Source organism: Clostridium hominis (assembly GCF_014287825.1).
Classification (GTDB): domain Bacteria; phylum Bacillota; class Clostridia; order Clostridiales; family Clostridiaceae; genus Clostridium; species Clostridium hominis.
This window is the reverse complement of record NZ_JACOOO010000025.1, coordinates 187,729-213,571: the sequence shown is the minus strand read 5'-3', so window position 1 is coordinate 213,571 and position 25,843 is coordinate 187,729. Positions and strand designations below refer to the sequence as shown.

22 protein-coding genes are annotated in these 25,843 nt (G+C 27.9%); 7 read left to right on the top strand and 15 right to left on the bottom strand.

Annotated elements, in window-relative coordinates:
• Positions 1-14 precede the first annotated feature (14 nt).
• Together pfkB and H8S20_RS12515 are read right to left on the bottom strand one after the other, a co-directional pair.
• Positions 15-920, bottom strand: a complete 906-nt coding sequence (gene pfkB, locus H8S20_RS12520; protein ID WP_186860338.1) for a 1-phosphofructokinase — start codon at positions 918-920, stop codon at positions 15-17.
• On the bottom strand, positions 920-1,672 hold the full coding sequence (locus tag H8S20_RS12515; RefSeq protein WP_186860337.1) for a DeoR/GlpR family DNA-binding transcription regulator: 753 nt from the start codon (positions 1,670-1,672) through the stop codon (positions 920-922). Before H8S20_RS12515 ends, pfkB begins: the two co-directional genes overlap by 1 nt.
• A 536-nt stretch (positions 1,673-2,208) precedes the next feature.
• Between H8S20_RS12515 and H8S20_RS12510 the strand changes: the two genes are divergently transcribed.
• A complete protein-coding gene (locus tag H8S20_RS12510) occupies positions 2,209-3,558 on the top strand; it encodes a [Fe-Fe] hydrogenase large subunit C-terminal domain-containing protein (RefSeq protein WP_186860336.1) in 1,350 nt (449 codons plus the stop codon).
• A gap of 309 nt (positions 3,559-3,867) precedes the next feature.
• Here the strand turns inward: H8S20_RS12510 and H8S20_RS12505 are convergent, their stop codons facing one another.
• Together H8S20_RS12505 and H8S20_RS12500 are read right to left on the bottom strand one after the other, a co-directional pair.
• On the bottom strand, positions 3,868-4,302 hold the full coding sequence (locus tag H8S20_RS12505; RefSeq protein ID WP_243177657.1) for a MarR family winged helix-turn-helix transcriptional regulator: 435 nt from the start codon (positions 4,300-4,302) through the stop codon (positions 3,868-3,870).
• Positions 4,303-4,471: 169 nt separating this feature from the next.
• Positions 4,472-6,253 (bottom strand): FUSC family protein, encoded by a 1,782-nt coding sequence (locus tag H8S20_RS12500; RefSeq protein ID WP_243177655.1) that lies wholly within the window; start codon positions 6,251-6,253, stop codon positions 4,472-4,474.
• Between the two features lie 192 nt (positions 6,254-6,445).
• Between H8S20_RS12500 and H8S20_RS12495 the strand changes: the two genes are divergently transcribed.
• Genes H8S20_RS12495 through H8S20_RS12485 form a run of 3 tightly spaced genes read left to right on the top strand, consistent with a single transcriptional unit; the run spans position 6,446 to position 7,502 of the window.
• Positions 6,446-6,607, top strand: a complete 162-nt coding sequence (locus H8S20_RS12495; protein ID WP_186860335.1) for a spore coat associated protein CotJA — start codon at positions 6,446-6,448, stop codon at positions 6,605-6,607.
• 13 nt (positions 6,608-6,620) lie between these two features.
• Complete coding sequence (locus H8S20_RS12490; protein ID WP_186860355.1) at positions 6,621-6,869, top strand: spore coat protein CotJB; 249 nt, start codon at positions 6,621-6,623, stop codon at positions 6,867-6,869.
• A gap of 15 nt (positions 6,870-6,884) precedes the next feature.
• A complete protein-coding gene (locus tag H8S20_RS12485; protein ID WP_186860334.1) occupies positions 6,885-7,502 on the top strand; it encodes a manganese catalase family protein in 618 nt (205 codons plus the stop codon).
• Positions 7,503-7,541: 39 nt separating this feature from the next.
• Here H8S20_RS12485 and H8S20_RS12480 read toward each other — a convergent pair whose 3' ends face one another.
• Positions 7,542-8,756: a BaiN/RdsA family NAD(P)/FAD-dependent oxidoreductase gene (locus H8S20_RS12480; RefSeq protein ID WP_186860333.1), complete on the bottom strand. Its 1,215-nt coding sequence runs from the start codon at positions 8,754-8,756 to the stop codon at positions 7,542-7,544.
• Positions 8,757-9,133: 377 nt separating this feature from the next.
• Here H8S20_RS12480 and H8S20_RS12475 point away from each other — a divergent pair, with 377 nt between their 5' ends.
• Positions 9,134-10,048 (top strand): ABC transporter ATP-binding protein, encoded by a 915-nt coding sequence (locus tag H8S20_RS12475; RefSeq protein ID WP_032119421.1) that lies wholly within the window; start codon positions 9,134-9,136, stop codon positions 10,046-10,048.
• Entirely contained in the window at positions 10,048-11,334 is a 1,287-nt protein-coding gene (locus H8S20_RS12470; protein WP_186860332.1) for an ABC transporter permease, read from the top strand. The genes H8S20_RS12475 and H8S20_RS12470 overlap by 1 nt, the downstream gene beginning before the upstream one ends.
• 118 nt (positions 11,335-11,452) lie before the next feature.
• Here the strand turns inward: H8S20_RS12470 and H8S20_RS12465 are convergent, their stop codons facing one another.
• From H8S20_RS12465 to H8S20_RS12455, 3 genes are all read right to left on the bottom strand, one after another.
• Positions 11,453-11,629, bottom strand: a complete 177-nt coding sequence (locus H8S20_RS12465) for a hypothetical protein (RefSeq protein WP_186860331.1) — start codon at positions 11,627-11,629, stop codon at positions 11,453-11,455.
• 132 nt (positions 11,630-11,761) lie between these two features.
• Positions 11,762-12,928, bottom strand: coding sequence for an AI-2E family transporter (locus H8S20_RS12460; protein ID WP_186860330.1), 1,167 nt, complete (start codon positions 12,926-12,928; stop codon positions 11,762-11,764).
• 208 nt (positions 12,929-13,136) lie between these two features.
• The gene (locus H8S20_RS12455; RefSeq protein WP_186860329.1) at positions 13,137-14,900 is read right to left on the bottom strand and encodes an aminopeptidase P family protein; all 1,764 of its coding nucleotides are present in this window, start codon (positions 14,898-14,900) and stop codon (positions 13,137-13,139) included.
• 205 nt (positions 14,901-15,105) lie between these two features.
• On the opposite strand from H8S20_RS12455, the gene mprF reads away from it, so the two are divergent.
• Entirely contained in the window at positions 15,106-17,664 is a 2,559-nt protein-coding gene (gene mprF / locus H8S20_RS12450) for a bifunctional lysylphosphatidylglycerol flippase/synthetase MprF (RefSeq protein ID WP_186860328.1), read from the top strand.
• Between the two features lie 245 nt (positions 17,665-17,909).
• Here mprF and H8S20_RS12445 read toward each other — a convergent pair whose 3' ends face one another.
• The 7 genes from H8S20_RS12445 to H8S20_RS12415 all read right to left on the bottom strand — a co-directional run bounded on the left by H8S20_RS12445 (position 17,910) and on the right by H8S20_RS12415 (position 25,761).
• Positions 17,910-18,926, bottom strand: coding sequence for an oxidoreductase (locus tag H8S20_RS12445; protein ID WP_186860327.1), 1,017 nt, complete (start codon positions 18,924-18,926; stop codon positions 17,910-17,912).
• Complete coding sequence (locus H8S20_RS12440; RefSeq protein ID WP_186860326.1) at positions 18,927-20,636, bottom strand: diguanylate cyclase domain-containing protein; 1,710 nt, start codon at positions 20,634-20,636, stop codon at positions 18,927-18,929.
• Positions 20,637-20,787: 151 nt separating this feature from the next.
• Positions 20,788-21,222: a DUF3021 family protein gene (locus H8S20_RS12435; protein WP_186860325.1), complete on the bottom strand. Its 435-nt coding sequence runs from the start codon at positions 21,220-21,222 to the stop codon at positions 20,788-20,790.
• Positions 21,215-21,667: a LytTR family DNA-binding domain-containing protein gene (locus tag H8S20_RS12430; protein WP_186860324.1), complete on the bottom strand. Its 453-nt coding sequence runs from the start codon at positions 21,665-21,667 to the stop codon at positions 21,215-21,217. The genes H8S20_RS12435 and H8S20_RS12430 overlap by 8 nt, the downstream gene beginning before the upstream one ends.
• Before the next feature lie 25 nt (positions 21,668-21,692).
• The gene (locus H8S20_RS12425) at positions 21,693-24,149 is read right to left on the bottom strand and encodes an FAD-dependent oxidoreductase (RefSeq protein WP_186860323.1); all 2,457 of its coding nucleotides are present in this window, start codon (positions 24,147-24,149) and stop codon (positions 21,693-21,695) included.
• A 214-nt stretch (positions 24,150-24,363) separates the two neighbouring features.
• Positions 24,364-25,125: an N-acetyltransferase gene (locus H8S20_RS12420; protein ID WP_032119431.1), complete on the bottom strand. Its 762-nt coding sequence runs from the start codon at positions 25,123-25,125 to the stop codon at positions 24,364-24,366.
• Positions 25,126-25,143: 18 nt separating this feature from the next.
• The gene (locus H8S20_RS12415; protein ID WP_186860322.1) at positions 25,144-25,761 is read right to left on the bottom strand and encodes a GyrI-like domain-containing protein; all 618 of its coding nucleotides are present in this window, start codon (positions 25,759-25,761) and stop codon (positions 25,144-25,146) included.
• Between the last annotated feature and the right edge of the window lie 82 nt (positions 25,762-25,843).

Below are 25,843 nucleotides of genomic sequence, written 5' to 3'. Positions count from 1 at the left end.
TGTGTCCTCCTATGTTATTTTAGTTCAGCTAATAACTCTTCTACTTTATCTTTAGTTGCTAAACCTTCTGAGAATGCTGACGCACTTCCTGTAGCAACTCCCATGATAAATCCATCTTCTAATTTTTCTTCTTTAATAAATCCAGCTATAAATCCAGCTACCATTGAGTCTCCAGCTCCAACCGAGTTTTTTAGAACACCTTTTGGCACTTCACTATATATAGCTTCTCCATTTGATTTAATTAATATAGCACCATCTCCAGCCATTGATATAAGAACATTTTCAGCTCCCATTTCTTGAAGTTTCTTACCATATTCAACTATTTCTTGCTGAGAATTTATTTTCACATTGAAAAGTTCAGCTAATTCATGATGATTTGGCTTTATTAAAAATGGTTTATAATTTAATACCTTTAATAGAGATTCTCCTGTAGTATCAACTATAAACTTAACACCTCTATCTCCATACTTTTTCATGATTCTTTCATAAATATCTACAGGTAAAGTCTTTGGAATACTTCCTGCAAGAACTAATATGTCTCCTGACTTTAAAGCATTTAATTTTAAGTAAAGCTCCTCTAAAGCTTCATTAGAAATATCAGGTCCTCCCCCATTTATTTCACTTTCAACATCAGCCTTCATTTTAACATTTATTCTTGACATACCATTTTTTAATCTAACGAAATCAGTTTCACAACCAAACTCTCTTACTCTTCTCTCTATCTCTTCACCAGTGAATCCAGCGATAAATCCAAGAGCTTTATTTTCTACAGATAAGTTGTTTAAAACTATTGAAACGTTTATTCCCTTACCACCAGCATAAACATCTTCTCTAGTTGTTCTATTAACATGCCCTAACTCAAACTTATCCATCTTAACTATATAGTCTAATGCTGGATTAAAAGTAATTGTATAAATCACTATTTGTCCACCTCCACAATTTCTGTCACTTTTCTATATTTATTATTTTCTATTTTTGTAGTAATTATTTTACTTTTTTCAAGTTTTCCAAAATTTATTGAGCTTACTTCACCAAACTTAGACATATCTGCTAATATATATGAAGTTTTACTTCTTCTTAAAGCCTCTTCCTTAACCATACCTTCTCTTAAATCAGGCGTTGTAAATCCTCTCTCTACATCGATTCCATTAGTTCCAAAGAATCCTTTAGTAAAATTGTACTTTTGTAGACTATTTATAGCTTCTACACCAACAATTGCTTCTGTTTTAAGTTTTAACTCTCCACCTAAAATATATGTAGTCAAGTTTTTATGAATAAGCTTTTTAGCATGACTAACTCCATTCGTAACAAATGTTGCTCCTTTTGCTTCTATATAATCTATCATAAGCTCTGTTGTCGTTCCTGAATCTATATATACAAAATCATCATGTCCTATTAAACTTGCCGCATATTTTGCAATTCTTAGTTTTTCCTCTTTGTTTATGCCTTGCCTTACTTCAAATTCAAAATCTTTCGTATTTATAAGACTACTATTTAATGAGGTAGCTCCTCCATGAACCTTCTTTAATAATCCTGCTTTGTCAAGCTGATTTAAATCTCTCCTTATAGTAAACTCTGAAGTTTCTAACACCTTAACTAAGTCATTCACATAAACAACAGATTCCCTTTCCAACTTATCTAAAATCAATGCATGTCTCTCTTGAGTTAACATTTACATCCCTTCCTTGTCCTTATAATACTCCAAAAAAAATCATCAGTCAATCACTTTCGGTCATTTTCATTCATTTTCAGTCATTTTGCCAAATTTCTTGCTAATTCATTCTTTATATTACATATTTTATAATATAAAAACTCCATAATCCACCAATACCATTCACATTTGTGCATATATTTACTTTACCCACTTTCCTTTATCTTTAATTATAATAAAATTATCTCTTTTAGTACTTGAAGCTATATACTATATATAAAAAATAAACATAACTATAAAATAAAAAAGAGACAACTTGTCTCCTCTTCTTATAACATCAAGCATATTTTCCCATTTATCATTTTTTAACCTAAGCACATAAAATTCTTCTAAAAAATGTATACTAACAATATCTATAATTTAAAGAAAATAAATCTTCATTGCATTCAGATCTGTAAGTTCAAATAACTAAACCGTAGATGCACTTTGTAAAAGTTTAATTAACAAAATTAAACTTTTGAATTTCATTTTTAGATTTTTATTTATGGGAGGAAAATATGAACAGTAAATATAACGATTTATTTGATGACTTGGTTAAGTCTTACTATATAGGAAACTTTGATGAAACACTTCATATGATAATGACATGTCATGATAAATCTCCACAAGAGACTTTTCAAATAATTACATCTCTTTGTGGAGTAGATATACCTTTTGATAATAACTTTGTATATAACTTAAAAAAGGCTATAACTAACTATGCAGTAAATAAGCGTATTGTAGCTAAACTTGAAGACTGTAGTACTAGTTGTACTCCAGATGAAAATCATAAATTTAGATGTCAAGCTACTTGTCCTTTTGATGCTATTAAATATGATGATAAAAAACATACAACATACATAGATCCTAATACTTGTGTTGAGTGTGGTTTATGTGTAGATGCATGTAAGGATGGTAAAATATTAGATAGAGTTGAATTCATCCCTATAAAAGATCTTATAGATCATAATAAAACAGTAGTAGCTGCAGTAGCTCCATCAATAATAGGTCAATTTGGTCCTAATGTAACTATAGATCAATTAAGGGCTGCTTTAATGAAAGTCGGTTTTACAGATATGTTAGAAGTAGCCTTTGCTGCTGATATGCTTACAATAAAAGAAGCTGTAGAGTTTAATAAACATGTTAATGGACCTAATGATTTAATGATAACTTCTTGTTGTTGCCCAATGTGGGTAGGAATGCTAAAAAAGGTTTATAGGGAACTTGTTCCAGATCTTTCTCCTTCGGTTTCACCTATGATTGCAGCAGGAAGAGTTATAAAAGAATTAAATAAAGATGCAAAAGTAGTATTTATTGGTCCCTGTATAGCTAAAAAAGCTGAAGCAAAAGAAAAAGATGTAGCCGGTGCCATTGACTTTGTATTAACATATCAAGAACTTGATTCAATATTTAAAATATTAGATATACACCCTGAAGAGCTTCAAGGTATTCCTAGTGTTGAATATGCATCAAAAGGCGGAAGATTATACGGAAGAACTGGTGGCGTTTCAATTGCTATTAACGAAATGGTAGAAGAATTATACCCTAATAAAAGCGAACATCTTAAAGCTGTTAAAGCTGATGGCGTTAAAGGCTGTAAAGAATTATTAGATAAAGCTATGAAAGGTGAAATAAACGGAAACTTTATAGAAGGTATGGGATGTGTTGGTGGATGCGTTGGTGGTCCTAAAGTGCTTATTCCTAAAGAAGAAGGAGCTATGGCAACAAATAATTTTGCCTTCTACTCACCTATAAAGATTGCAGCTCATAGCTCTACCTTAGATGATGTATTAAGTGAATTAGGCATAAATTCCCTAAAAGATTTTGAAGATGCTGATAAAATATCAATACTCCATAGAACCTTTTAAATAAGTTGTTCGCTATGCTCGCAAAGATAAATATTGCCTTTGGTAAGAGAAATATGTAGCTAAAGCTACAGAGAAATATTTTGCTTATGCGAAAGAGAAATATATGTCTTCGACATAGAGAAATATTTGAAAAGCTGAAGAGAAATATACGACTAAAGCCACAGATAAGCATAAGCCTACGGCATGGGTAACTTATCTGCCGCAGGCTTATTTATCTTCATCATAGGTGAATATTTCTCTGTCCGAAGGGCATATCTCTCTTAGCATTAGCTAACATTTCTCTTGTAAGCTTTAGCTAACAATATCCTTCTATTTTCCTTCAATCTTGTTTAGCATATTTCTTAACGACACTATCATCTCATCCATATCTTCATCATTACAATTAATAAATATATTTTCAAAACTCTTACTCATATTTTTTTTGAAATTATGAGCAAATTCTAAACCTTTCTCTGAAAACTTTATATAAGTATTTCTTTTATCATCTTCTCTTTTCTCTTTTTCTATATAACCTAACTTTTCCAACCTCTGAACTATTCCTGACATTGTTCCTTTCGCTAAAGACATCTCTTTACAAAGCTCAGTTATTGTCATTTCATTTCTATGAGCTATTAGTTGAATAACCATACATTGTTGATGCGTTAGACCACTATCTTTAAGATTGTCACTCATTATATTAGTAGTTTTGGAATATAGCTCCTTAATCATCATAGCTGCTCTGAATGCTTTATTTTTTCTTTCCATAATTCAGTCTCCTGATCTCAATTTAATTGCCAGTTAAATCAATTATATGACTGAGAATTTTTAAAGTCAATTATGCCTGTGGTAGATATTTTGCTTTACTCCACAGGCATATAATTTATTTATTATGTAATTATATATTTTTCTAACTTTTTTAACACTTCTCTATTATCTATCCATATCTTTCCTTTTGTTTTAATAACCTACTAATTTCCTCAAGCTTTACTTTTTTAAAATCTCTACTTTTTCCATATGACATAAGTATAGCGTATCCTATCTCAATTGCATCAAAAGTATTATTATCAACAAACCTATCTACCTCTTCATCTTCATATTGTAAATTTCTAAGATATAGTTTTTGGTTTAAAAGAGTTAAATGAATTATTATATCTCTTACAATATGAATATTTCCTTTATCTTGTAAGTATAATTCCCCTTCTTTAACTAACATGTAATTATATCTTTCTATTTTTTCTTCAAGTTGTTTTATTCCATCTTTTAATTTATAAGGATATATAAATTTATTTGCTAGGATAACTATTAAAACACCTATTATTACATATGTAATTCTGTATACTAAAAGCTCATTAATATTATTACTTAAAGACGCAACGCATATAGATGCAATAGCCGCAAAAAGAGAGATCTTGTGATATTCTTTAAATCCATAAAGTAAATATAATGATGCTATTAATATAACTATAGTCATATACCTATTATCCATAATATTTATTACTACTCCAGTAAAAACAATTGCTATAGTGTTTCCTACTACTCTATCCTTAGTTTTCTTTAATGTTTCTTCATAATAAGGTTGTATTACTGACATTATGGTGATTATCGCCCATATTATCTTATAAAAACCTAAAAGTTCTCCTACAAAAAGCGATAAAGTTAATGTTATTGCCATTCTCATAGCAAATTTAAATCTTATGCTATCTCTTCTAAAATACTCCTTAAAAGTATATCTTGTTTTATCTAAATAGCTTCTTTGCCATCTTTCATACACCTTATTTATATCTTTTTTATTTATATAAGCTAATGAAGTTATATTTTTGCTTAAATTAATTAAAACTACTGATATTTCATATCCATACTTTGCTTCTTTAATATGCTTATTCACATATCTATTAGTTTCATTAACTACATTATCTACACGTATCTTACCATCAGAAAATTCTATAATTTGCTCAAGTAAATTTATTAACTCTTCAATTTCTTCCTTAGCTATATCTTTATGAGAATAACCTTCTTCAATTTTCCTTAAAAACAAGTTTAAATGCTCTATATCCATAAATATTTTAAACTGAATTTGCCCTAAATTAGTAGTAAGATAATCCCTATATCTAGATACATAAATCTTATAAGCTAAAGATCTCATAATATTGGTACATTCAACCTCTTTTTCTTTACTATAATTCCCCTTCAATATATCCCTTAAACTCTCTACTATCAGACTTAGTGACTTAGATATACTTTTACCTAATAAGCTTTTTTCATTTATCTCGTTAATCGCCTTATTACAGATTACTATTATTAAAACGCCAAATATTACAGCTAAATATCTATTTGGTATTTGATTTAGAGGAACCCAAGCATATTGTGTAAATACATACAACATAACAAAAGGCTTATAGAAGGTTGGATCATATTGATTCGTTATAGTATACATAATTAAAAATATACTTATAAAATTTATCACTATTCCAGTTATTAAATTTAACCTTGATATATATGCAAAAGTCACAATAATTAAATCTATTATTATTATGCCTAAAGTCTTATCAAAGGTTTTTACTCTAAAATTTTGTCTTCCAAGTACTGCTGATGTTAATGCAATAGGAAATGCTAACATAATATTCTTTTCTCCAAAAAGAATTGCTACACCAAACATTGTAAGTACAGCTATCGTTCCGTTTCTAAGCATTCCATAAGTATTAATTCCTTTAAACATAATGCTTTCCCCTTATATATGAATCGTAAAACTTCGTTCAGTAGATATTCTTGACAATAATAAATAATAACTTTCACATTTTCAAATAATTTATATATTTTCGATAATTTTTCTCTTTTTATGCCACTAAATTACATCTTTTGTATATGATATAGTATATATAAATTCATTAAGGAAGGTTTAGTAAAAAAAATGAAAGTTAAAAACCCTAATTTGACTAATAATGAATATGCAAAAGCATGTATAGTACTTCAAAAATATGATAATTTACTCTCAACTACTGAGGCTTTTAAGCTTGGTACAATATTTAAAGATCTTTATAGTCCCTATGAAGAAACTGAAAAAGTAAAGTAGAGAGGTGAATATTATGTATGAAAATCCATTGTTAATAGATATCATGAAATACATGTTTTATGCTATAGACCTTAATTTATATTTAGATAACTTTCCAACAAATAGTAAAGCCACAAAAGATTATAAAATGGTTTCAGAAAAACTTGATTCTTTAATCTGTCAATATGAACAAGCTTATGGGCCATTAACCAACTTTGGTTCTTCTTCTATAGAAGATCCTGAAAAATGGACATCCTGTCCTTGGCCTTGGGAAAATGAATAGGAGGAGAAATAATTAATGTGGTATTACGTTAAAACATTGGAATATCCAATAAATTTAAAATCAAAAGATCTTAAAATGGCTAAATTTCTTATATCTCAATATGGAGGTCCTGATGGAGAGTTAGGTGCTGCCCTTAGATATTTAAATCAACGTTATACTATGCCAACCGGAAAATCAAAAGGTTTACTAACAGACATTGGCACAGAAGAAATGGGACATGTTGAAATGATAGGAACTATGGTATATCAATTAATGGCTAACGCTACGTTAGATGAATTAGTAGAAGCTGGTCTTGGTGCTCACTATACAGACCATGGTAGAGCTCCATTTTATTGCGATGCAAGTGGAAATCCTTGGACTGCAACTTATATTCAAGCTAAAGATGATGTAGTTGCTGATCTATACGAAGATATGGCTGCTGAACAAAAGGCAAGAGCAACATATGAGTGGCTAATTAACTTAACAGATGACCAAGATATAAAAGAAATATTAAGATTCTTAAGAGAAAGAGAAGTTGTTCATTTCCAACGATTTGGCGAAGCCTTAATGAATGTACAAGATCACTTCTCATCAAATCCAAATTACTGCTGTGAAAAAAGAACTATAGTAACTGCTGATGATTATATAAGATAAACAAAGTGCGAAGCAACTTTTTGAATTGCTTCGCACTTTTTAATAGTCACTTCCTGCTAATGTGCCTGTTGAGAATGCAATTTGAAGATTGAACCCTCCTGTTTCTGCATCTACATCTATCACTTCTCCTGCAAAATAAAGACCTTTAATGAGTTTTGATTCCATAGTTGAAGCATCTATCTCCTTAACAGCAACCCCTCCTGAAGTTACCTGAGCAGCTTTTATAGATAAAGTTTCACGTACAGTAAGCCTCATCTCTTTTATATATTCAACAAGCTTATTTTCATCTACTTTTTTTAGTTCCGCTGCCTTTGTAGCAGTTAAATTCAAGCTTTCTATTAATTCTTTTAAGAAGCTTTGTGTTAAAAGACCTTTCATATTATTTAATATAGTCTTATTAGGATTACTTCTTATTATTGATGAAATCTCTTCTTTACTTTTATTTTTTAAGAAGTCTAGTCTTATTTCCATTTCTCCATTTTCTAAAGCTTTATTTATATATGATGAAAGAATTAATACTCCTGGTCCTGATAACCCAAAGTGAGTAAATATCATGTCTCCAGTAACTTCAATATTTTTTTTCTTAATTTTAGTTTTGAAAACTACCTCTTTCATAGATATACCTTGTAATCTCTTTACAAAATCTTCTTTTATAACTAAAGGTACTAAAGCTGGATATAATGGATTAATCTTATGTCCATATTTAGATAGTATTTCAAACATACTTCCATCTGAACCTGTGACAGGGAAGCTCTTCCCTCCTGTTGTTACTATAACCTTATCTCCATTAATTTTATTATTATCACTAGTTACTACGCCTTTGATAACTCCATCCTCAACTATTAAATCTGTAACCTGCTTATTATAAAGAATTTTAACTTTAGATTTAATCAAGTTATTTTTTAATAATTCTATGAAATCCTCTGCTTTATCAGTACTTGTATATACTTTATTATAATTGTCAGATTCTATCTTATATTTAAAGTTACATTCATCAAGATAAGCTAAAAGATCTTCATTAGTAAAGTTATAAAATGAACTATATAAGAATTTACTATTAGTTACTACCCTTTGGAAAAACTCTTCAATATCCCTTTTATTAGTGATATTGCATCTTCCACCACCTGTTAACTTTAGCTTTTTACCTATCTCATCATTTCTTTCTATTAATATAACTTCATTATTTTTAGCTGCATTTAGCGCTGCCATTATCCCTGCTGGTCCAGCCCCTACTATAATAACTTTTTTACTCATCTTAAGTTCCTCCAGTATTTTTTCTATCTATAATTATTTCTTATATTTTATTTATTATAACATTAAGACAGGAAATTTCGTATTATAAATACTTCTATTCTTCATTTATCATATTATTTTTACTTATTTTTAAAACTTAATATTTTCTTAATTTAATTTTCTGTATTAATTTGGTAAAATATTTGTAACAATATTTTCTAAAACCTATTGCAAATGGTATAAAATACTATTATAATAAGTTTTAAATTACCACTTTATAAGCTTATCTTAACCTCAATTTAAAATTGCTAAATAAACTAAGTAGGTAATTTCAGAAAACAAATCTAAGATTTGTATTTTAACTTAAACATTTAAATTTTCAATTATAGGGGGTAAAAATGAAATTAGAAGTAAAAGATTTACGGAAAAGCTTTGAAGAAACCGAAGTACTTCACGGTATATCATTTTCTGTTCAAAGTGGAAAAGCACTAGGATTGTTGGGGAGAAATGGAGCTGGCAAAACTACTACTATCCGTATTTTAATGGATGTTTTTAAAGGAAACTCTGGTGAAATATTAATTAATGGTAAAAAGTTTAACCCAAGAGATTATCAAATAGGTTATCTTCCAGAAGAAAGAGGACTTTACCCAAAGAAAAAAGTTACAGAACAAATTGTATACCTTGCTACATTAAGAGGTATGAACAAAAAAGATGCTAAAGAAAGTACAAAAAAATGGTTAAAGAGGTTAGGTGTCGAAGAATACGCAAATAGAAAGCTTGAAACTTTATCTAAAGGTAATCAACAAAAGGTTCAGTTAGCTCAAACATTAGTATGTAATCCTGATATAGTTATATTAGATGAGCCTTTTAGTGGTCTAGATCCTGTTAATTCACAAATTCTTAAGGATGTTGTTAATGAATTAATAGCAGAAGATAAATTAGTTATTTTCTCAAGTCATCAAATGAGCTATGTTGAAGAGTTCTGTGAGGAAATTGCTATCATAAACAAAGGTGAAATAGTTTTAGCTGGAAATCTTAGAGCTATAAAAAAGGATTTTGGTAAAAACAGACTTGCATTTAGTGCAAATAACTATAATCTTGAAGACCTAAGTAACTATTGCAAAGAAAATTTTAACGATATAGTTTCTATTTATGAAATTAAGAAAAATTTTATAGTTTTAGAACTTTGTGAAGGCTTCACAAAAAATGCTTTACTAAATAGAATTTTAAAAACAGATATAGATATTGAACATTTCTCAATTTATGAGCCTACATTAACAGATATATTTGTATTAAAGGCAGGTGACGAATAATGAAAAAGTTTCTTAATGTTTTAGGATTTGAATTGACTAACTATTTTAAGACTAAAGGATATATAATTACTACAATATTAATATCATTGATTTTAGTAGTTGGATTATCCTTGCCATCATTCTTTGATTTGTCTGGCTTAATTCCAGGCTTAGGTAAATCTGATAGCAATATCGAACAAACTCAACCTGAAGAAACTTCTAATAATGAAGAAAAAGATAATTACGTCTTATTTGATAAAAGTGGTCTCATAAGTGATGAAAATTTCGATTTGCTTAAAAGCTATTTTCCTAATGCAAACATAGATAAAGTAGCTAGTGAAACCGATGCAGAAAATCTTGTTAAAGATGGAACTGCTAATGCAGGTTTTGTATTAGAAAGCTCAGTTAAATATAATTATTTAGTCGAAAATACAAACTTTGTTGACATGAGTCAAATGACATTCCAATCAGCTCTTTCTGCCATCAATCGTAAAGAGTACGCAGAAAAGAATGGAATAAATTATCTTGAACTTGAATCTATAGTTAATCTACCAATCCAATCCGAAACAACAGTTTTAGGAAAAGATGGTGCTGGTAACTTTGGTTATGTTTATATTCTTGTATTTGTAATTTATATGATGACAATTCTCTATGGACAACTTGTGGCAGTTTCAGTTACTTCTGAAAAGAGCTCTAGAGCTATTGAAGTATTAGTAACTAGTACTAGTAGCACTAGCCTAATATTAGGTAAAGTAATTGCAGCTACACTTGCAAGTATTATACAAGTTGGAGTAATGCTTTCTGCTGGAGTAATAACATACTCTATAAACAGAGATTCATGGAATGGAATGCTTGATGGTGTTCTTAAAATGCCTGCTAACATACTTATAACCTTTGCATTCTTTGGCGGTATAGGATATCTATTCTACTGCTTTATATTCGGTGCTTTAGGTGCATTAGTATCAAAAACTGAGGATATAAGTTCAAGTATAGGATCAATAACTATGGTGTTCGTCATAGTGTTCTTTATAAGCATGTATGGAATGATGGGTAATGCTGATAGCTTAATAGTTAAGATAGCATCCTTCGTCCCATTCAGCTCGGCTATGACAATGCTAATTCGTGTAGCTATGGGAACTGTAACAAATATTGAAATAATAATTTCATTTGTTATACTAGTTATTTCTACAATATTAGTTGCGTGGGGAGCTATTAAGATTTATAGACTTGCTACCTTAAGATATGGAAATCCAATAAAATTAAAAAATGCACTAAAATGGTTAAAAAAAGATAGTACTAAAATATAACCTTAAAAAGGTCTCACTCTGAATATTTAAATTCTAGAGTAAGACCTTTTTATTTTAATAAAATATCAACTTTTTAATAAATTATATCTAACTACAAATACGAATCTATCGTTCATACCTATTTCAAAACACTAAGTAATTCTTCTATTTCTTGATGTTCTCTCATTGCTTCCTTTATTTCTTCAGATGTTATTGCATAATCATATTTACATTTTTCTAAAAGTATATGATCTAAGTTCTCTAACTTTTCTATTATTTCTTTAGTATTATCCTCTGTTAAAATTCTTTTTTCCATTTCCACACCTTCATTTTATATTCTAAAGAATCTTATACTATAAGTTATTCATTACCATAGAAAATAGTACATCATTTTTTTACTTAATAAATAATATTGCTAAATTTACTTATATAATTTAAAATGTTATATTTATTGCTTTCTTTCATTTTTGTATCTTGCATATCTATTAAGATATACTCTCATAAGTCCTGCTACTGGCATTGAAAGAATCATCCCTAATGCCCCAAAATAGCTTCCACCAATTAGTACAGCTATAAGTATCCAAACTGGAGATAACCCTATTTGGTCTCCTACTATCTTAGGCTGAACTAGATTTCCATCAATTTGTTGATATAGAAGTAATAGTACAGCACCCATAACTCCTAATGGTATACTGGTAAATATCCCAAAGAAAAAAGCTAAGGCTGCACCTATAATAGGTCCTACATATGGAATTACATTTGTTATACCTGCAATAAATCCAATAAGTACCGCAAATGGATGCTTTATAATTAAAAGTAGTACTGTTGATACTATTCCAACAATAGTTGAATCTAATATCTCTCCTACTAAAAATCTTCCTACAATATTATCTAAATCATGTAAAAAAATAGTTAATGCTGTACCAACACTCTTAGGTAATAAAACATCTCTAACCTTTCTTATTTGTCTAACTAAAACCTCTTTATATATTAAAAAATATATAACTAATATTACTGTAACAACAAAATTAACTAAGAATGATGATAGATTACTAAGTACGCTTACAATACCGCCTAATATTTTCTCAGAAATTACACCTATCCTATCTATTATCTCTTTTGATAACTTTCCTGTATTTTCTATATCAATATTTTTGCTATTAAGCTTTTCCACAACTTCATTCACCCACATTATTAACTTTTCTTGAAATTCTGGCAACGACGCTATTATGTTTTTTATATTTTGCAGTATAGGTGGAATTAAATAATTATATACAATAATTAATATTATAATAGTAACTATAAATACTATTGATATACTTAAAGTTCTTACTAATCTACTATAATCTTTATTCTTTTTATTTTTACTTGATATTCTCTTATTAAAATATTTTTCAATAAACTTAATAGGCTGATATAAAAGATATGCTATTAAAAAAGCATATATCACTGGAGCAATTATAGATATAAATCTATTGATAGATCTGATAGTCCAATGAAGTATCTCTTCTCCATGAGTAATAGTTTTTGCAGTTAACACCACCACAATTGCAATAAAAATTATTATTATTCCATATTTAATATAAAATTTATCTTTCTTTAGTTTATCAATCATTTTATTCTCCTAATAATTCTATATAACTACATATACATTATTTACATTTACTTCTCTACTCACTTCTTTATAAATTTATTATCTTCATATTATTTACAAAATATAAAGAAATAATTATAGAAAAAAGTTCCACTCTATATAAAAATATAAAGTAGAACTTTTTCTAACTAATTATAAGCAATTTAAATTTTTAGCCTAATTTATCTTACTATATCACTCTAGTAAGCTCTTGTAGAAATTCTTTTTCTTTCTCATTCATGAATGGAGATAACTTATTATATACGGTTTCGTGATAATTATTTAGCCACTCTAACTCTTCTATACTTAGCAATTCTTTAACTACTCCATTTAAATCTATTGGACAATATGATATTGTATCAAACCTATAAAAGTCGCCAAACTCTGTAGTTTCATCTTTAACTACTACTAATGTATTTTCAGTTCTTATTCCATATTTACCTTCTTTATAAATTCCTGGTTCATTAGTTAATATCATTCCTGGCTCTAAAACAACAGTATTGTTTTGAGGTGCAATTCCTTGTGGCCCTTCATGAACGTTAAGGAAAAATCCCACCCCATGTCCTGTTCCACATTTATAATCTATACCATATTTCCAAAGAGGTCCTCTTGCTAGAATATCTAAATTTACCCCTGTTGTTCCTCTTAAGAATTTTGCCATAGAAAGATTTATATGACCTTTAAGTACTAACGTAAAGTCTCTCTTTTCTTCTTCAGTTATATTTCCCATAACAAAAGTTCTTGTTATATCCGTAGTTCCATCTAAGTATTGTCCACCTGAATCTACAAGGAACATTCCTTCATTTAATATTTCATAATCAGACTCTTCATTGGCTGAATAATGCATCATAGCTGCATGCTCTTTGTAGCCAGCTATAGTGCCAAAACTATCACCCTTTGCGTATTTACCTTCTGCTCTAATGCTAGATAATTTTTTTGTTGCACTAATTTCAGTTACTCTCATATTACCAATAGACTCTTTAAGCCATTTGATAAATCTAACCATAGCAACTCCATCTCTTACTTGGCAGTTTTCTAAATTTCTTAACTCAACCTCATTCTTTATAGCCTTTAAACTTGTAGTAATATTTATACCCTCTATAACTTTAATTTCTTTTGGTATAGCATTAAATATACTTGCATTTACCTTTGCTGGATCTATATATACAGAATCTGTTAATGTTTTTACATCAGATATAATTTCTTCATATCTCTTTATGGTAATATTTTGAGATTTAAATTCACTTATGATTTCATCGGTAACCTTATTATTATCTATATATAAAGTAACTTCATCCATTTTAATAATAGCATAAGCCATAACCACAGGATTAAACTTTACATCATTTCCTCTTATATTGAAAAGCCATGCAATATCATCAAGTGAAGTTAAAATAAAGCTTTTAACCTTTAACTCATTCATCTTCTTTCTAACATTTGATAACTTATCATTCCTACCTTCCCCACAGAAATCAATATCATGTAAAATTATTTTATCCTTAGGAACGGTTGGTCTATCCTCCCATATTTCATCTAATAAATCATTATTTATTTGAATTTTAAAACTATTTTCCTCTGATAGCTCTAGTAGTTTCTTATAGGCATTTGTTGAATAACAGTTACCATCAAATCCTATAACTTCTCCTTTATTAACATTTTCTTTTATGTACTCTTCTAGTGTAGGATATCCTGTAGTCCTCATTTTCATTAAATCTATTCCAGAACCCTTAAGCTCATTTTCAGCTTGAATGAAATATCTCCCATCTGTCCATAACTTTGAACTATCATTTGATACTAATAACGTTCCTGATGAACCTGTAAACCCTGAAACATAAGCTCTTCCCCTATAATGCTCTGCTACATACTCACTTTGATGTGGATCATTACTAGTTATAATATAATGATCTATATTTTTATTTTTCATAATTTCTCTTAACTTATTAACTCTTTTCATAATTGCCCCCTATTAAGTACTTACTAAAAAACTTCTTATTACTAAGTGTAGCAAAAATGTAAATATAATGAAATATATTTTTAAAATAAGAATATATTTATTTTATGTTAAGAAAATATTAATTTTTTGTTAATGAATTTATGATATTATGGTATTATTATGAATAAAATCATATTTTTATAATATTTACAGAGGAGGATTCATTTTGAAAATTAAATCATCTTATAAAAAGATATTTCAAATTTCACTTATATCTATAGTTTTATTTATTGCATTAAAAGAATTTTATTCAATATTAATCAATATAGACAAAAGACTCTTGTATCTATATGCAGATAAATTAACTCTTGATAAATTACTAATAGTTGCAGCTTTGGGAATAATCTCTTATCTACCTTTATCCTTTTATGATTTATTGGTAAGAAAGAGAGTTAAAATAAATCTTAGCCTGTCAAGATTATATAAATATTCTTGGATTGCTAGTTCAATATCTAACGTTGTTGGGCTTGGTGGCAGTTCTGCTATTATACTTAAAAATCACTTTTATTCTAACTATACTGACGATAATAAAAAGCTTACTAAAATCCTTTCCAAAATAGTCGTGTTTAATCTTAGTGGTTTTGCTATGGTATGCCTTGTATTTTCAATTTCAAACTTAATAAAAGGTGATTTTTCTGGATTAACTAATATTGCTGCAGTTATAATATCACTTTATATACCAATAATATTAGCAATATTAATTCGTAACTATTTTAAATCAAAAGATTCAGGAGAGTTCTTATTTTCAATTAATGTATGTTTAATATCTATATCTGAATGGATAACTACTATAATTCTTATATATGGATTAATGCTTATATTAGATGTAAAAATAAATCCAATTGATTTTCTATCAGTTTATGTATCAGCTATAATTGTAGCAATGATAAGTATGACTCCTAGTGGTGTAGGAACTTTTGACTTAGCATTATTAGTTGGGCTTGGAAATTATGGAGTTCCTTCTGAGCAAGTATTACTATTAATACTTTTATATAGAATTAGCTATTACTTAGTACCAATGCTTATAGGAATAGTACTTTATCTTTTGGATTTATACAAAAAAGTTAATTTAGAAGCAAAAGAGTTAATAAAAAATATATTAGCTACAACTTCACATTTTATTTTATGTACATTTATTTTTCTTCTAGCTTTCTGTATGCTAATCTTTTTTGTTCATGATTCAATAATACCTGCTAAAATTGCTAATTTAGGTAATAACTTTACCTTAATGGATAGACTTTCACCAACATTAACTATAACACTATCCTTCCTATTAATTATTTCAGGAAGAATATTATATTATAAATCTATAAAAGCATATTGGATTAACTTTACTTTACTTATAATAGCATCCCCACTTATTATCTTCTCTTTTGGAGCAGGAGAAATAATAGTTCTAATTACAATTTTATTTTTATTAATTACAAGTAAAAGTAAGTTTTATAGAAAAGGATTTATAATGACATGGTCTCATGCTTTCCAAGATTTATTTATCTTTTTAAGCATACTTACAATTAATTTGTTTTTATTAAAGTTTGGTAAAATAAGATTAGGCATATTATCAAAATTTAGTCCTTCTCTTTTAGCAAATCAAAAAGAATCCTTTACAGCTGACTTATTCTTCGCGTTAGGAATTTCTTTAATATTCATAGTTATATTATTCTATAATAACTCTAAAAATAAGTTTCCTAAACATCCTCTAGATAAAGAGAAGTTAAACAAACTAATCTCTACTTATGGTGGATCAAGATTAATACATTATGCATTTTTAGAGGACAAGTATATTTATATGAACAAAGCTGAAACTGTAGCATTACAATATCAAATTTCATCTAATAAAATTGTTGTGTTAGGTAATCCTGTTGGTAATAAACCTGATTTTATTAATTGTATAGAGGAATTCTATAGCCTAGCCGATATTTATGGATATACTTTAATATTCACAGCTATAGATGAAGAATTAATACCAACTCTACATGAAATGGGATTTGAATTTATGAAACTTGGTGAAGATGCTTTTGTAGACTTAGAAAGCTTTTCCCTAGTAGGTAACAAGAACAAAAGTAAGCGACAAGCCGTTTCTAGAATTGAAAAACATGAATATACTTTTTCAGTAGTTAGTCCTCCGTATAATAATGAATTTATTGAGGAGCTACGCTCTATATCAGATGAATGGCTTAAAGGACAAAATGAAAAGGGATTTTCTGTTGGCTTCTTTGATGTAGATTATCTTTCTTTATCAGATATAGCTATAGTAAAAAGTTCTGAAGGTGAGATTAAAGCCTTTACCAATCTAATGCCTATGTATGATAATAATGAAACTATCTCTGTCGATTTAATTAGATTTAAAGAAATAGAACTCAACGGAATAATGGATTTCTTATTAGTTAAGATATTCGAATACGGAAAAGATCACGGATACAAGAAATTCAATATGGGACTAGCTCCACTATCAAATGTCGGTGAAAGTAAATATGCCTTTTTAAGAGAAAAAATAGCCTATCAAATATTTCAATACGGAAATATGCTATACTCATTCTCAGGACTTAAAAACTTTAAAAAGAAATATGCTTCAATATGGGAAAACAGATATATAGCATATAGAAAAAACTACTCTATTTTAAGTTGCGTTTCTAACGTACTACTTATCGTTTCTCGCCCTACCAAAAAGATACCGGTTGAAGAAAGCATAAAGAAAACGATAGAGGAAACACTTAATATATAAAGTGCGAAGCACTTTGGAGAAAAGTTTAACTTTGTCAAAGGGGAAATGTCAGCTGAAGCTGAGGTGAAAACATTGCCTATGGCAATAAGGAAAAGATCTCTAACGAGATGAAATATCTTTTTCTGCTACTATAGTAGAACTTTCCCCTTAACGTAGTTAACTTTTCCCCGCTACGTAGTAGCCTTTTCACATAGACAAAGTCGACTTTTCACTTGTGGGCCTTAGCTCGCACCTTATTTCAATTTCTATTTTAAACTCTTAACCCCTGTTTCAAGAATTTCCATTTGTAATAGTGTTTGCTCATCTGTAATAGTTTTTTCTTTTCCATTTATGATAGCTTGATATAAATCATCATAAACTCTTCCGTAATCACCATTTACAGATTTAACTTTTTCTTCATGAACAGTGCCTTCTTCATCAATATAGGTTAATATACCATAATGTTGTTCTTTATCAATCCCAAAATCATCATTATCTGGCATATAAAATTGTTTTAAATGTTCTTCTTGACGATCTTTTGTTTGCTTAACAAAGCATCCCTTTTTACCATATACAACAAAGCTTGGTCTTTCTTTTATTCTAAAATAACTAGATTTAACAGATACTTTTAATGTTCCATAATATAAATCTAAATCAAAGTAATCGTTCATTCTGCCATCACCTAGTAATTGTCTAACATCATAACTTATACTATCTGGTTTTCCAAAATAACTAATAACTTGATCTAATGTATGACATCCATGACCATATAAATATGACTCAGAAGGAACAAATCTCTCTACCGATTCTGGGATTTCTGGACGATAATAATCAAAGTGCATTTCTAACTCTAATAAATCACCTAATTTTCCATCCTGAATTACTTTTTGTACTGTTAAAAAATCACTATCAAACCTTCTATTTTGATATGCTTGGACAATTAATCCCTTTGATTTTGCAAGTTCAAATATTTCTTTTGACTCTTCTGAAGTTTCCATAAATGGCTTTTCAACTAAGCAGTGTTTATTATGCCCTAATACTAATTTAGCATATTCATAATGACTATCATGTCTTGTACAAACTACTATAAGTTGAATTTCTTTATCATTTAATAATTCATCTAAATTAGATGTATACTTTACCCCTTCAATTCTATCCCACTTTTCATTTTTAGGATTTCTTTGATATATCGTTTTAACCTTTATATTTTCTCTTTGCATAACAAATGGTAAATGATATCTATTAGTGCTTTTTCCATTTCCTATATATCCTATTGTAAGCATTTAATTACCCTCCCTAATTTTATATATACATTTTTTATTTTTAAGTTCCATCTTATTTTTATACATTGCATCATCTGCTCTTGAAAATACTTCTTCAAATGACTTATCATTAGTACTATCATAAGTAGCTACTCCATATGCTATACTAATTTTTCTATTATTTAACAAATTAAATTCTTCTAATTCATCTATAAACTTATCTATTAACTTGTCCCACTTGTATGTATCAATATTCTTTAATATAACTACTATCTCATCTCCACCTATCCTATAAACATCATTCCTATTAAATACACTAGAAATAATATTACAAGAATCTATTATAAGTTTATCTCCAGCTTCATGACCTAACATATCATTTACTTTTTTAAGATCATTTACATCAAATACTATTATTGAAAATATTGATGTACTAGATAAATCTGATTTTAACTTTTCAACTTGTTCTAAATATGCTCTTCTGTTATTAATACCTGTTAAAGCATCTTTATATGCAATTTCACGTAATACATCTAACTTCGCATTTTCAATTATAATATTTTTTATATCTCTAAGTATTCTTATAAATTGAATGCTTAAAAAAATAACAAAGCTTAGTCTAAACCAAATAGCATATGGCATTATCTCAGTTAAATTACAAATAGCATCGGCTAAGACTCCAATAAGGAGAATTACACTATATATAGATAGTTTTACAATTTCCTTCTCTTTAAAAACACGTGCCTCATAAACTGTACAAACTAATATAATTACTGAAAAACTTCCACATATTATTTGAATAAATTTCAAATAATCATAATAATCATTAGCTCCTATAAGTTGCATTATTGTTGAATATGTAATAAAAATTAATATAGCTTGAGCTAATCCCAATAATACATTTTTTCTAATATCAGTTAAAAATAATGCATAATAGCCTAATGAAAAAAATATCATAAACAATAATGCTAAAACATCAATACTATTATTAAACACCGGATATGGTGTAAAGTATCTTTGTAGATCAAAATCTATAAAACTCCAAATTCCTGTTGATATAGATAATCCTGAAAAACATATAAGTTTTAACATTGATCTTTTCATCTTGAATAAAATATAAGAGATTACACTTACTATTATTCCTAAACATATAAGAAAAATAGATATTAAATAATTAATAAATTTCCCTTTAATATTGTCTACTATTAATATACTTTCATAACCAACATATAAATTATCTAAAAAACTAGTAAATGTAAACTCTACATGGTCTGTATATGCATTATATAACTCTATTATTACATTATCCTCCCTTGAAATCCCTGGAGAAACAAAACTATTCCAGCAATTACCTGGAGATTTTGAAAACCGTGTATATGTTCCTTCTTCTCCAAAACCAAACACCTTCTTATTATTTACAAATATTTTCACTTTCAAATTATCAGTTCTCATCATTAGCATTTTATTTTTAGGAATATCACTGCTAAAATGTCCTTTGATAACAATCTTATTGTTCCCTTCTAACTTTAGGCTATTATTGTTATTCAAAGTATACTTTTCTTTACTATCATTGATTGTATATTCCCCTAGTATCTTGACTTTTTCATTCTTTTCTTTATTATTAGTATATTTTTTATCACTTCTCAGAATTATTCCAAGAGATATTAATGTTAATAATACTGTTATTATAATGGAAAGAACAAAAAGCTTTTTAAATAAGTTTTTTTTCATAAGATAACTCCTATAGAACCTCTTCTCTCTAAATTATAACCTTATTATATTATGTACTGTATAACATTACTACAAATATACATATTTTTTAATATTTATGATAACTAATTTAAAACATAACTGTCATGTAAATTTATATGACAGTTATATATTATTTATCGCTTATGTCTTTTTGATATTTTTTTAATTGTTTGTTCAATCTATCATCTTCTTCTTTATTAGATAAATCTATAAAGAAATATACAAATAAATATATTAAGGTGAAAGAGCCTACAAATATAATTATATACCATATATTATTCCAATCTCCCCACCTAAATAATATTGCCCAACTTACAATTATAGTTACTAGAATTAGATATTGTATCCAAACAAAACAATCACTAGCTAATAATTTAATCTTATTGCTTAAAGAATCTAAAGCTGTTAATACTACAGCAAATATTACTGCTAAGCCTAAACACTGTAAAAATCCTCTATGAAATATTTCATCTAAGCTTGTAAATACGTTAAATATACCATATGTTATAGTAATTACAGTAAACATTACACAAAATTTATAAAAAAATGATTTCATACTACTCATATCTCTTATTAACCCCCAGCTTCTCTTTAAATAAAAATACATTAGCCCTTGAAATAATTACTTTTTCATTATTATCAAGATTAGCTTCCATTTTCCCATTAAGTAAAGACTTAATGCTAACTATTTTTGAAATATTTATTATCATTGACTTTGATGCTCTAAAAAAGTATTTACTTGGTAACATCTTTTCTAGTACGTAAAGCTTATGACTTATTTCATATACCCTATTTCTTGTATATGCAAATACTTTATTATCTATAGTTTCAATATAATATATATCAATTGGATTTAATATATAAGATTCTTTCTCTAATACTCCCCAAATCCTCGTATCCAAAAGTTTATATTCGTTTATGAATTCTAATATTTCCGATGATACAGATTCACATTTTATGTTTATCTCTGTTTCTCCAAATCCTTCTATTTCCTCTATATTGATCTTCAAAACTATACCTCATTAAATATATTTTTTATGAAAACTCACTTAGTTTTAGTTTAGGATAATAATATGATATTATCAACCCAATTATAGCTAAAAATTGAGATACATTACTTAATGGTCCTGCTATAGAAACTTTTATAATAAATTGAATTAAGAATATTCCTGCCCATAATAATGTCAACTTAATATTTATATTTTTAAATAAATTAGTCTTTACCATTCTCTTGTTATAAGCTTCTTTAGCATAATCTTCTGTTATAGGCTTTCTAATTAAAGCTGAAATTAAAAATATAAGTATTAATGCTATATTTATCATATATTTACCTTCCATCTTAAAAATATCTGACATTAAGTTATAAGTTAATCCATACATCGCAAAAGTTACAAGTGTTAAACCTTCTAGTTTAGTAACTTCCTTTAACCTCTTTGGCTTTATAAATAACATCAATACAGATGTATATAAAACACTTCCTAAAGCTATTACTGAACCATTAATATAATAATCACTTATAATATCTGTTACTATCCATGGCAATAGTGTTAAAGTTAACCATATTAATATATTAATTTTACTTGTCTCATCTTTTAAAATATTATTAGCTTCTAATTTTTGACTACCATCTTTGCTTTTAGGCCCCTTCTTTAAAGAGCTCGTGCTAAAGTACTCCGGTATTTTTAAAAAAATATTTGAATTTCCTAACACCACTAATTTTCCATCAAACATAGCCCCTTTACCATCTAATCCACAAAATGCTATATTAAACCAAACCTTATATGACGTTTTTATAGTTACATCTATCTTATCTTCTGTATTTTCACGAAGTAGCCTTGCTTTTTTATTTTTTATTTGAATATAATATTTACTATTATGGTCAAATATAAATTCTAATAATATCTTCTCCCCTTTAGAAACAGTTTTTGAATCAAAGTTTGCTGCCATTCCAACCATAAAAGTATTTATATCCATATCAGGAACTACTAAATCATCATTTTCTTCGGTAACCTTAACTAATTTATCTAGCGCAATTTCCTCTTCTCTTAACAACCTTTCAGCTGTTAAAATTCCACCAGTAATAGCTCCTTCAAATCCTCCCCCAGGATTGGTCCAAGAACCAGCTAAATATACGTTGGTAAAATCTGCTTTATTAGATAATCTATTAAATCCACCTTGTTTTATATTTTGTTCAAACCCGTACACAGCACCTTGTGAATTATTTGTATAACGTTTCATAGTGTGTGGTGTTCCTAGTTCTACTACCTTTATATGATCTTTAACATCTGGGAAATACCTATAGACTAACTCTAATAATTCTTCTTTTACTTCTTCTTTTTTAGCCTTATATTCATCACTTTTATAACTTGGCCAATTTTTTATATGATCAGCTACAACTACTACAAATACTCCTACATCTTTATTCAAATCAGGATCTAATATATCATAACTTGTTATTCCATAGCTTGTATTTGAATAATCTCCTTTTAGTGCACTTTCATAAGACACTTCATGATCTGCTGTATTTATTAGGTAATCTCCCTTTGTTATTCCGACTTCCGTTGTTTTACAATCAAGCCCGACATAAAGCTGAGATAAACTAATTCCTATATCATTATTTTCAAGCTTATTTTTATAACTTTTTACCACTTTATTATCATCACTCATTAAATTTGTAAGATGAATAGGGTCACAAGCAAATATAAATTCATCTGCCCTATACTCTTCACCACTTTTAGTATGTATAGCAGTAACTTTTTTACCTTTAACATCTATCTTAACAATTTCGCTTGATAAATAAATATCCCCACCATTTACTTTTATCTCTTCTACGAAGGTATCAGATAACTTTCCAGCTCCCCCTTTAACATAGAATGTACCACCAATATGGTAAGATATCCACGCTAAAATATAGTATAATGCATTTAGCTTTTTAGGCGGTAATCCATAATATAACCATAAGAAGCTAAACTCATTAATTAATTCATCATCTAAATTAAAAGATTTTAAATAATCATATAAGCTTATATTTTGCAATTTTTGATAAATCATTGGAATTTTTTTTGATCCTAATTCTAATTTCAATTCATTTATCTCATAAAATAATTCTCTAATCCCTTCTTCACAATCTTTATATTTATTAATTAGAAGGTTTAAATACTCTTCAAAATCGTCTGGAATATCTATTTCCTCATTCTTACTAAAAATTGTTGCTGTTTCACTCTTTCTTAAAAACTCTACTTTATCAATCATATCTATACCTTTCATATGATTGTAAAAAATATTGTCAGGTAATAATCCCCCTATTCCATGCAAAGCTACATCAAATACATATAAGTTTCCATCCTTATCTTTTCTCTTGAAATTAGTAGCATATCCACCTATCATATAATGCTTCTCAAATACAGCTACCTTCTTTCCATTCTTGGATAATTTTAATGCTGATGATAATCCAGCAAGTCCACCGCCAACTACAATTACATCGTATCTCATACAAATCCTCCTTTGAAAAAAATCTATATACTATTTTTACAGCATATAGATTTATCTATCAATATAAGAAACGGTATGTTACATTTTTAATATTGTAAGTTGCATAAATTGATATACGAAAAGCATAAAAGTTTATTTTAATTTGCCTTCTCATATCTAATATCTACTTCACCACTTCCAATTATACAGATTGTATATCCTTTACTAGTTTCTTTTAATATTCTATGCAATCATCTAGAATTTTTATAAACTTTTTCTCGCTTAATACTTCATTGGTTATAAACTTTCCATTATAAAATAAAGAATATGTTGTAAATGGTGATGGTGCGTTTTGAGCTTGACTCTTATTTTTATATTTATTTATTTTAATCTTTAACTCTCTACTATCTGCTACTTTTTTTATTATTTGAACATATTTTTCCGTATGAGGACATTGATTAGAATAATTTAATACCAATCCCATTTCTTCTATGTCTCCATTTTTTGCACATTCTTTTATTGAAGGTGCTACTTCATCTTCATTAAACGAAATATATAACAATTCATAATCTGGCTTAGCAGTATCTGCTACTTTAAAGCCCTTATATTTAAAATAATTTCCATCACTTAAAAATGGCTTTTTATTTTTTGATGACAATACTACAATTCCTCTTTTTCCTTGTAATTTACTATCATTAATACATTCTTCTAATAATAAATTTGATATACCTTTTCCTTTATATTGCCCTGATACCCAAAAACAATTTATAACCATATACCCTTCTGCATTAAAAGGAAACCATGCACTTTCTGCTGGAATGTACTCTATAAAAACCTTTCCTCTAACATTTAGCTTTTTAAATATTAAGCCTTCCTTCAGTCTTTCCCTCATCCAATCCTTTTTAGACTGAATGCAATTTTCACCCTTCTTTTCAGCAATTGAGCAACATATATGTTCAGTATCAATATTGCTTTCAGTTATTTTTATAATCTCCATAAATTATTCCTCTCATTTTTATCTCACCCTATATCTTAAAACAGTCTTTAATTTATCAGTTGCTGTCTTTCTAAAATCTGATATATAAATTTCTCTATGAACCAATGTCTTTATTTCTAAATTATTGTCATTGCAGAACTTTTTCATTACTTCAAAAGTCATAGCTTCATCATCAAAAGATCCTATATGCATCATTTGAACACACTTTCCTTCTTCTCTACTTTCAAAGTTAACATTATCTAATAATCTATGAGGCTTTTTCTTTTTAACTATTTCCATAGCTTTATTAAATACTTCTTCAGTAACAAAATCAGGTTGTCTTATCATTAATGTATAGACTAGCTTATCTTTATCTAAAACTTCCTTACCTCTTGCTTCTTCTTTTAAATCCCATAAACCTTCTAAAGGATATACTACGTAATCATAATAACCATCTATATCTATACCATTTCTAGGCATCATTTTTATTGCATATGCTAATAAATATAAAACTCCAATAGCTTCAGAAAACCCTTCACTATTTGGATTTCCTTCACCACTTAATTGAATAAATTTAAACTCCTTAATATCAACTACTTCTGGTTTTGATTTTGGCAGATAATATTCCTTCTCTTTTTTTCTCCACTCATACTTCATAATTATTTCTCCTAATCGTCTATAATCTATTTAACTCTTTAACTTACTATAACTAAAATAATATGACATCTATATGTCATAT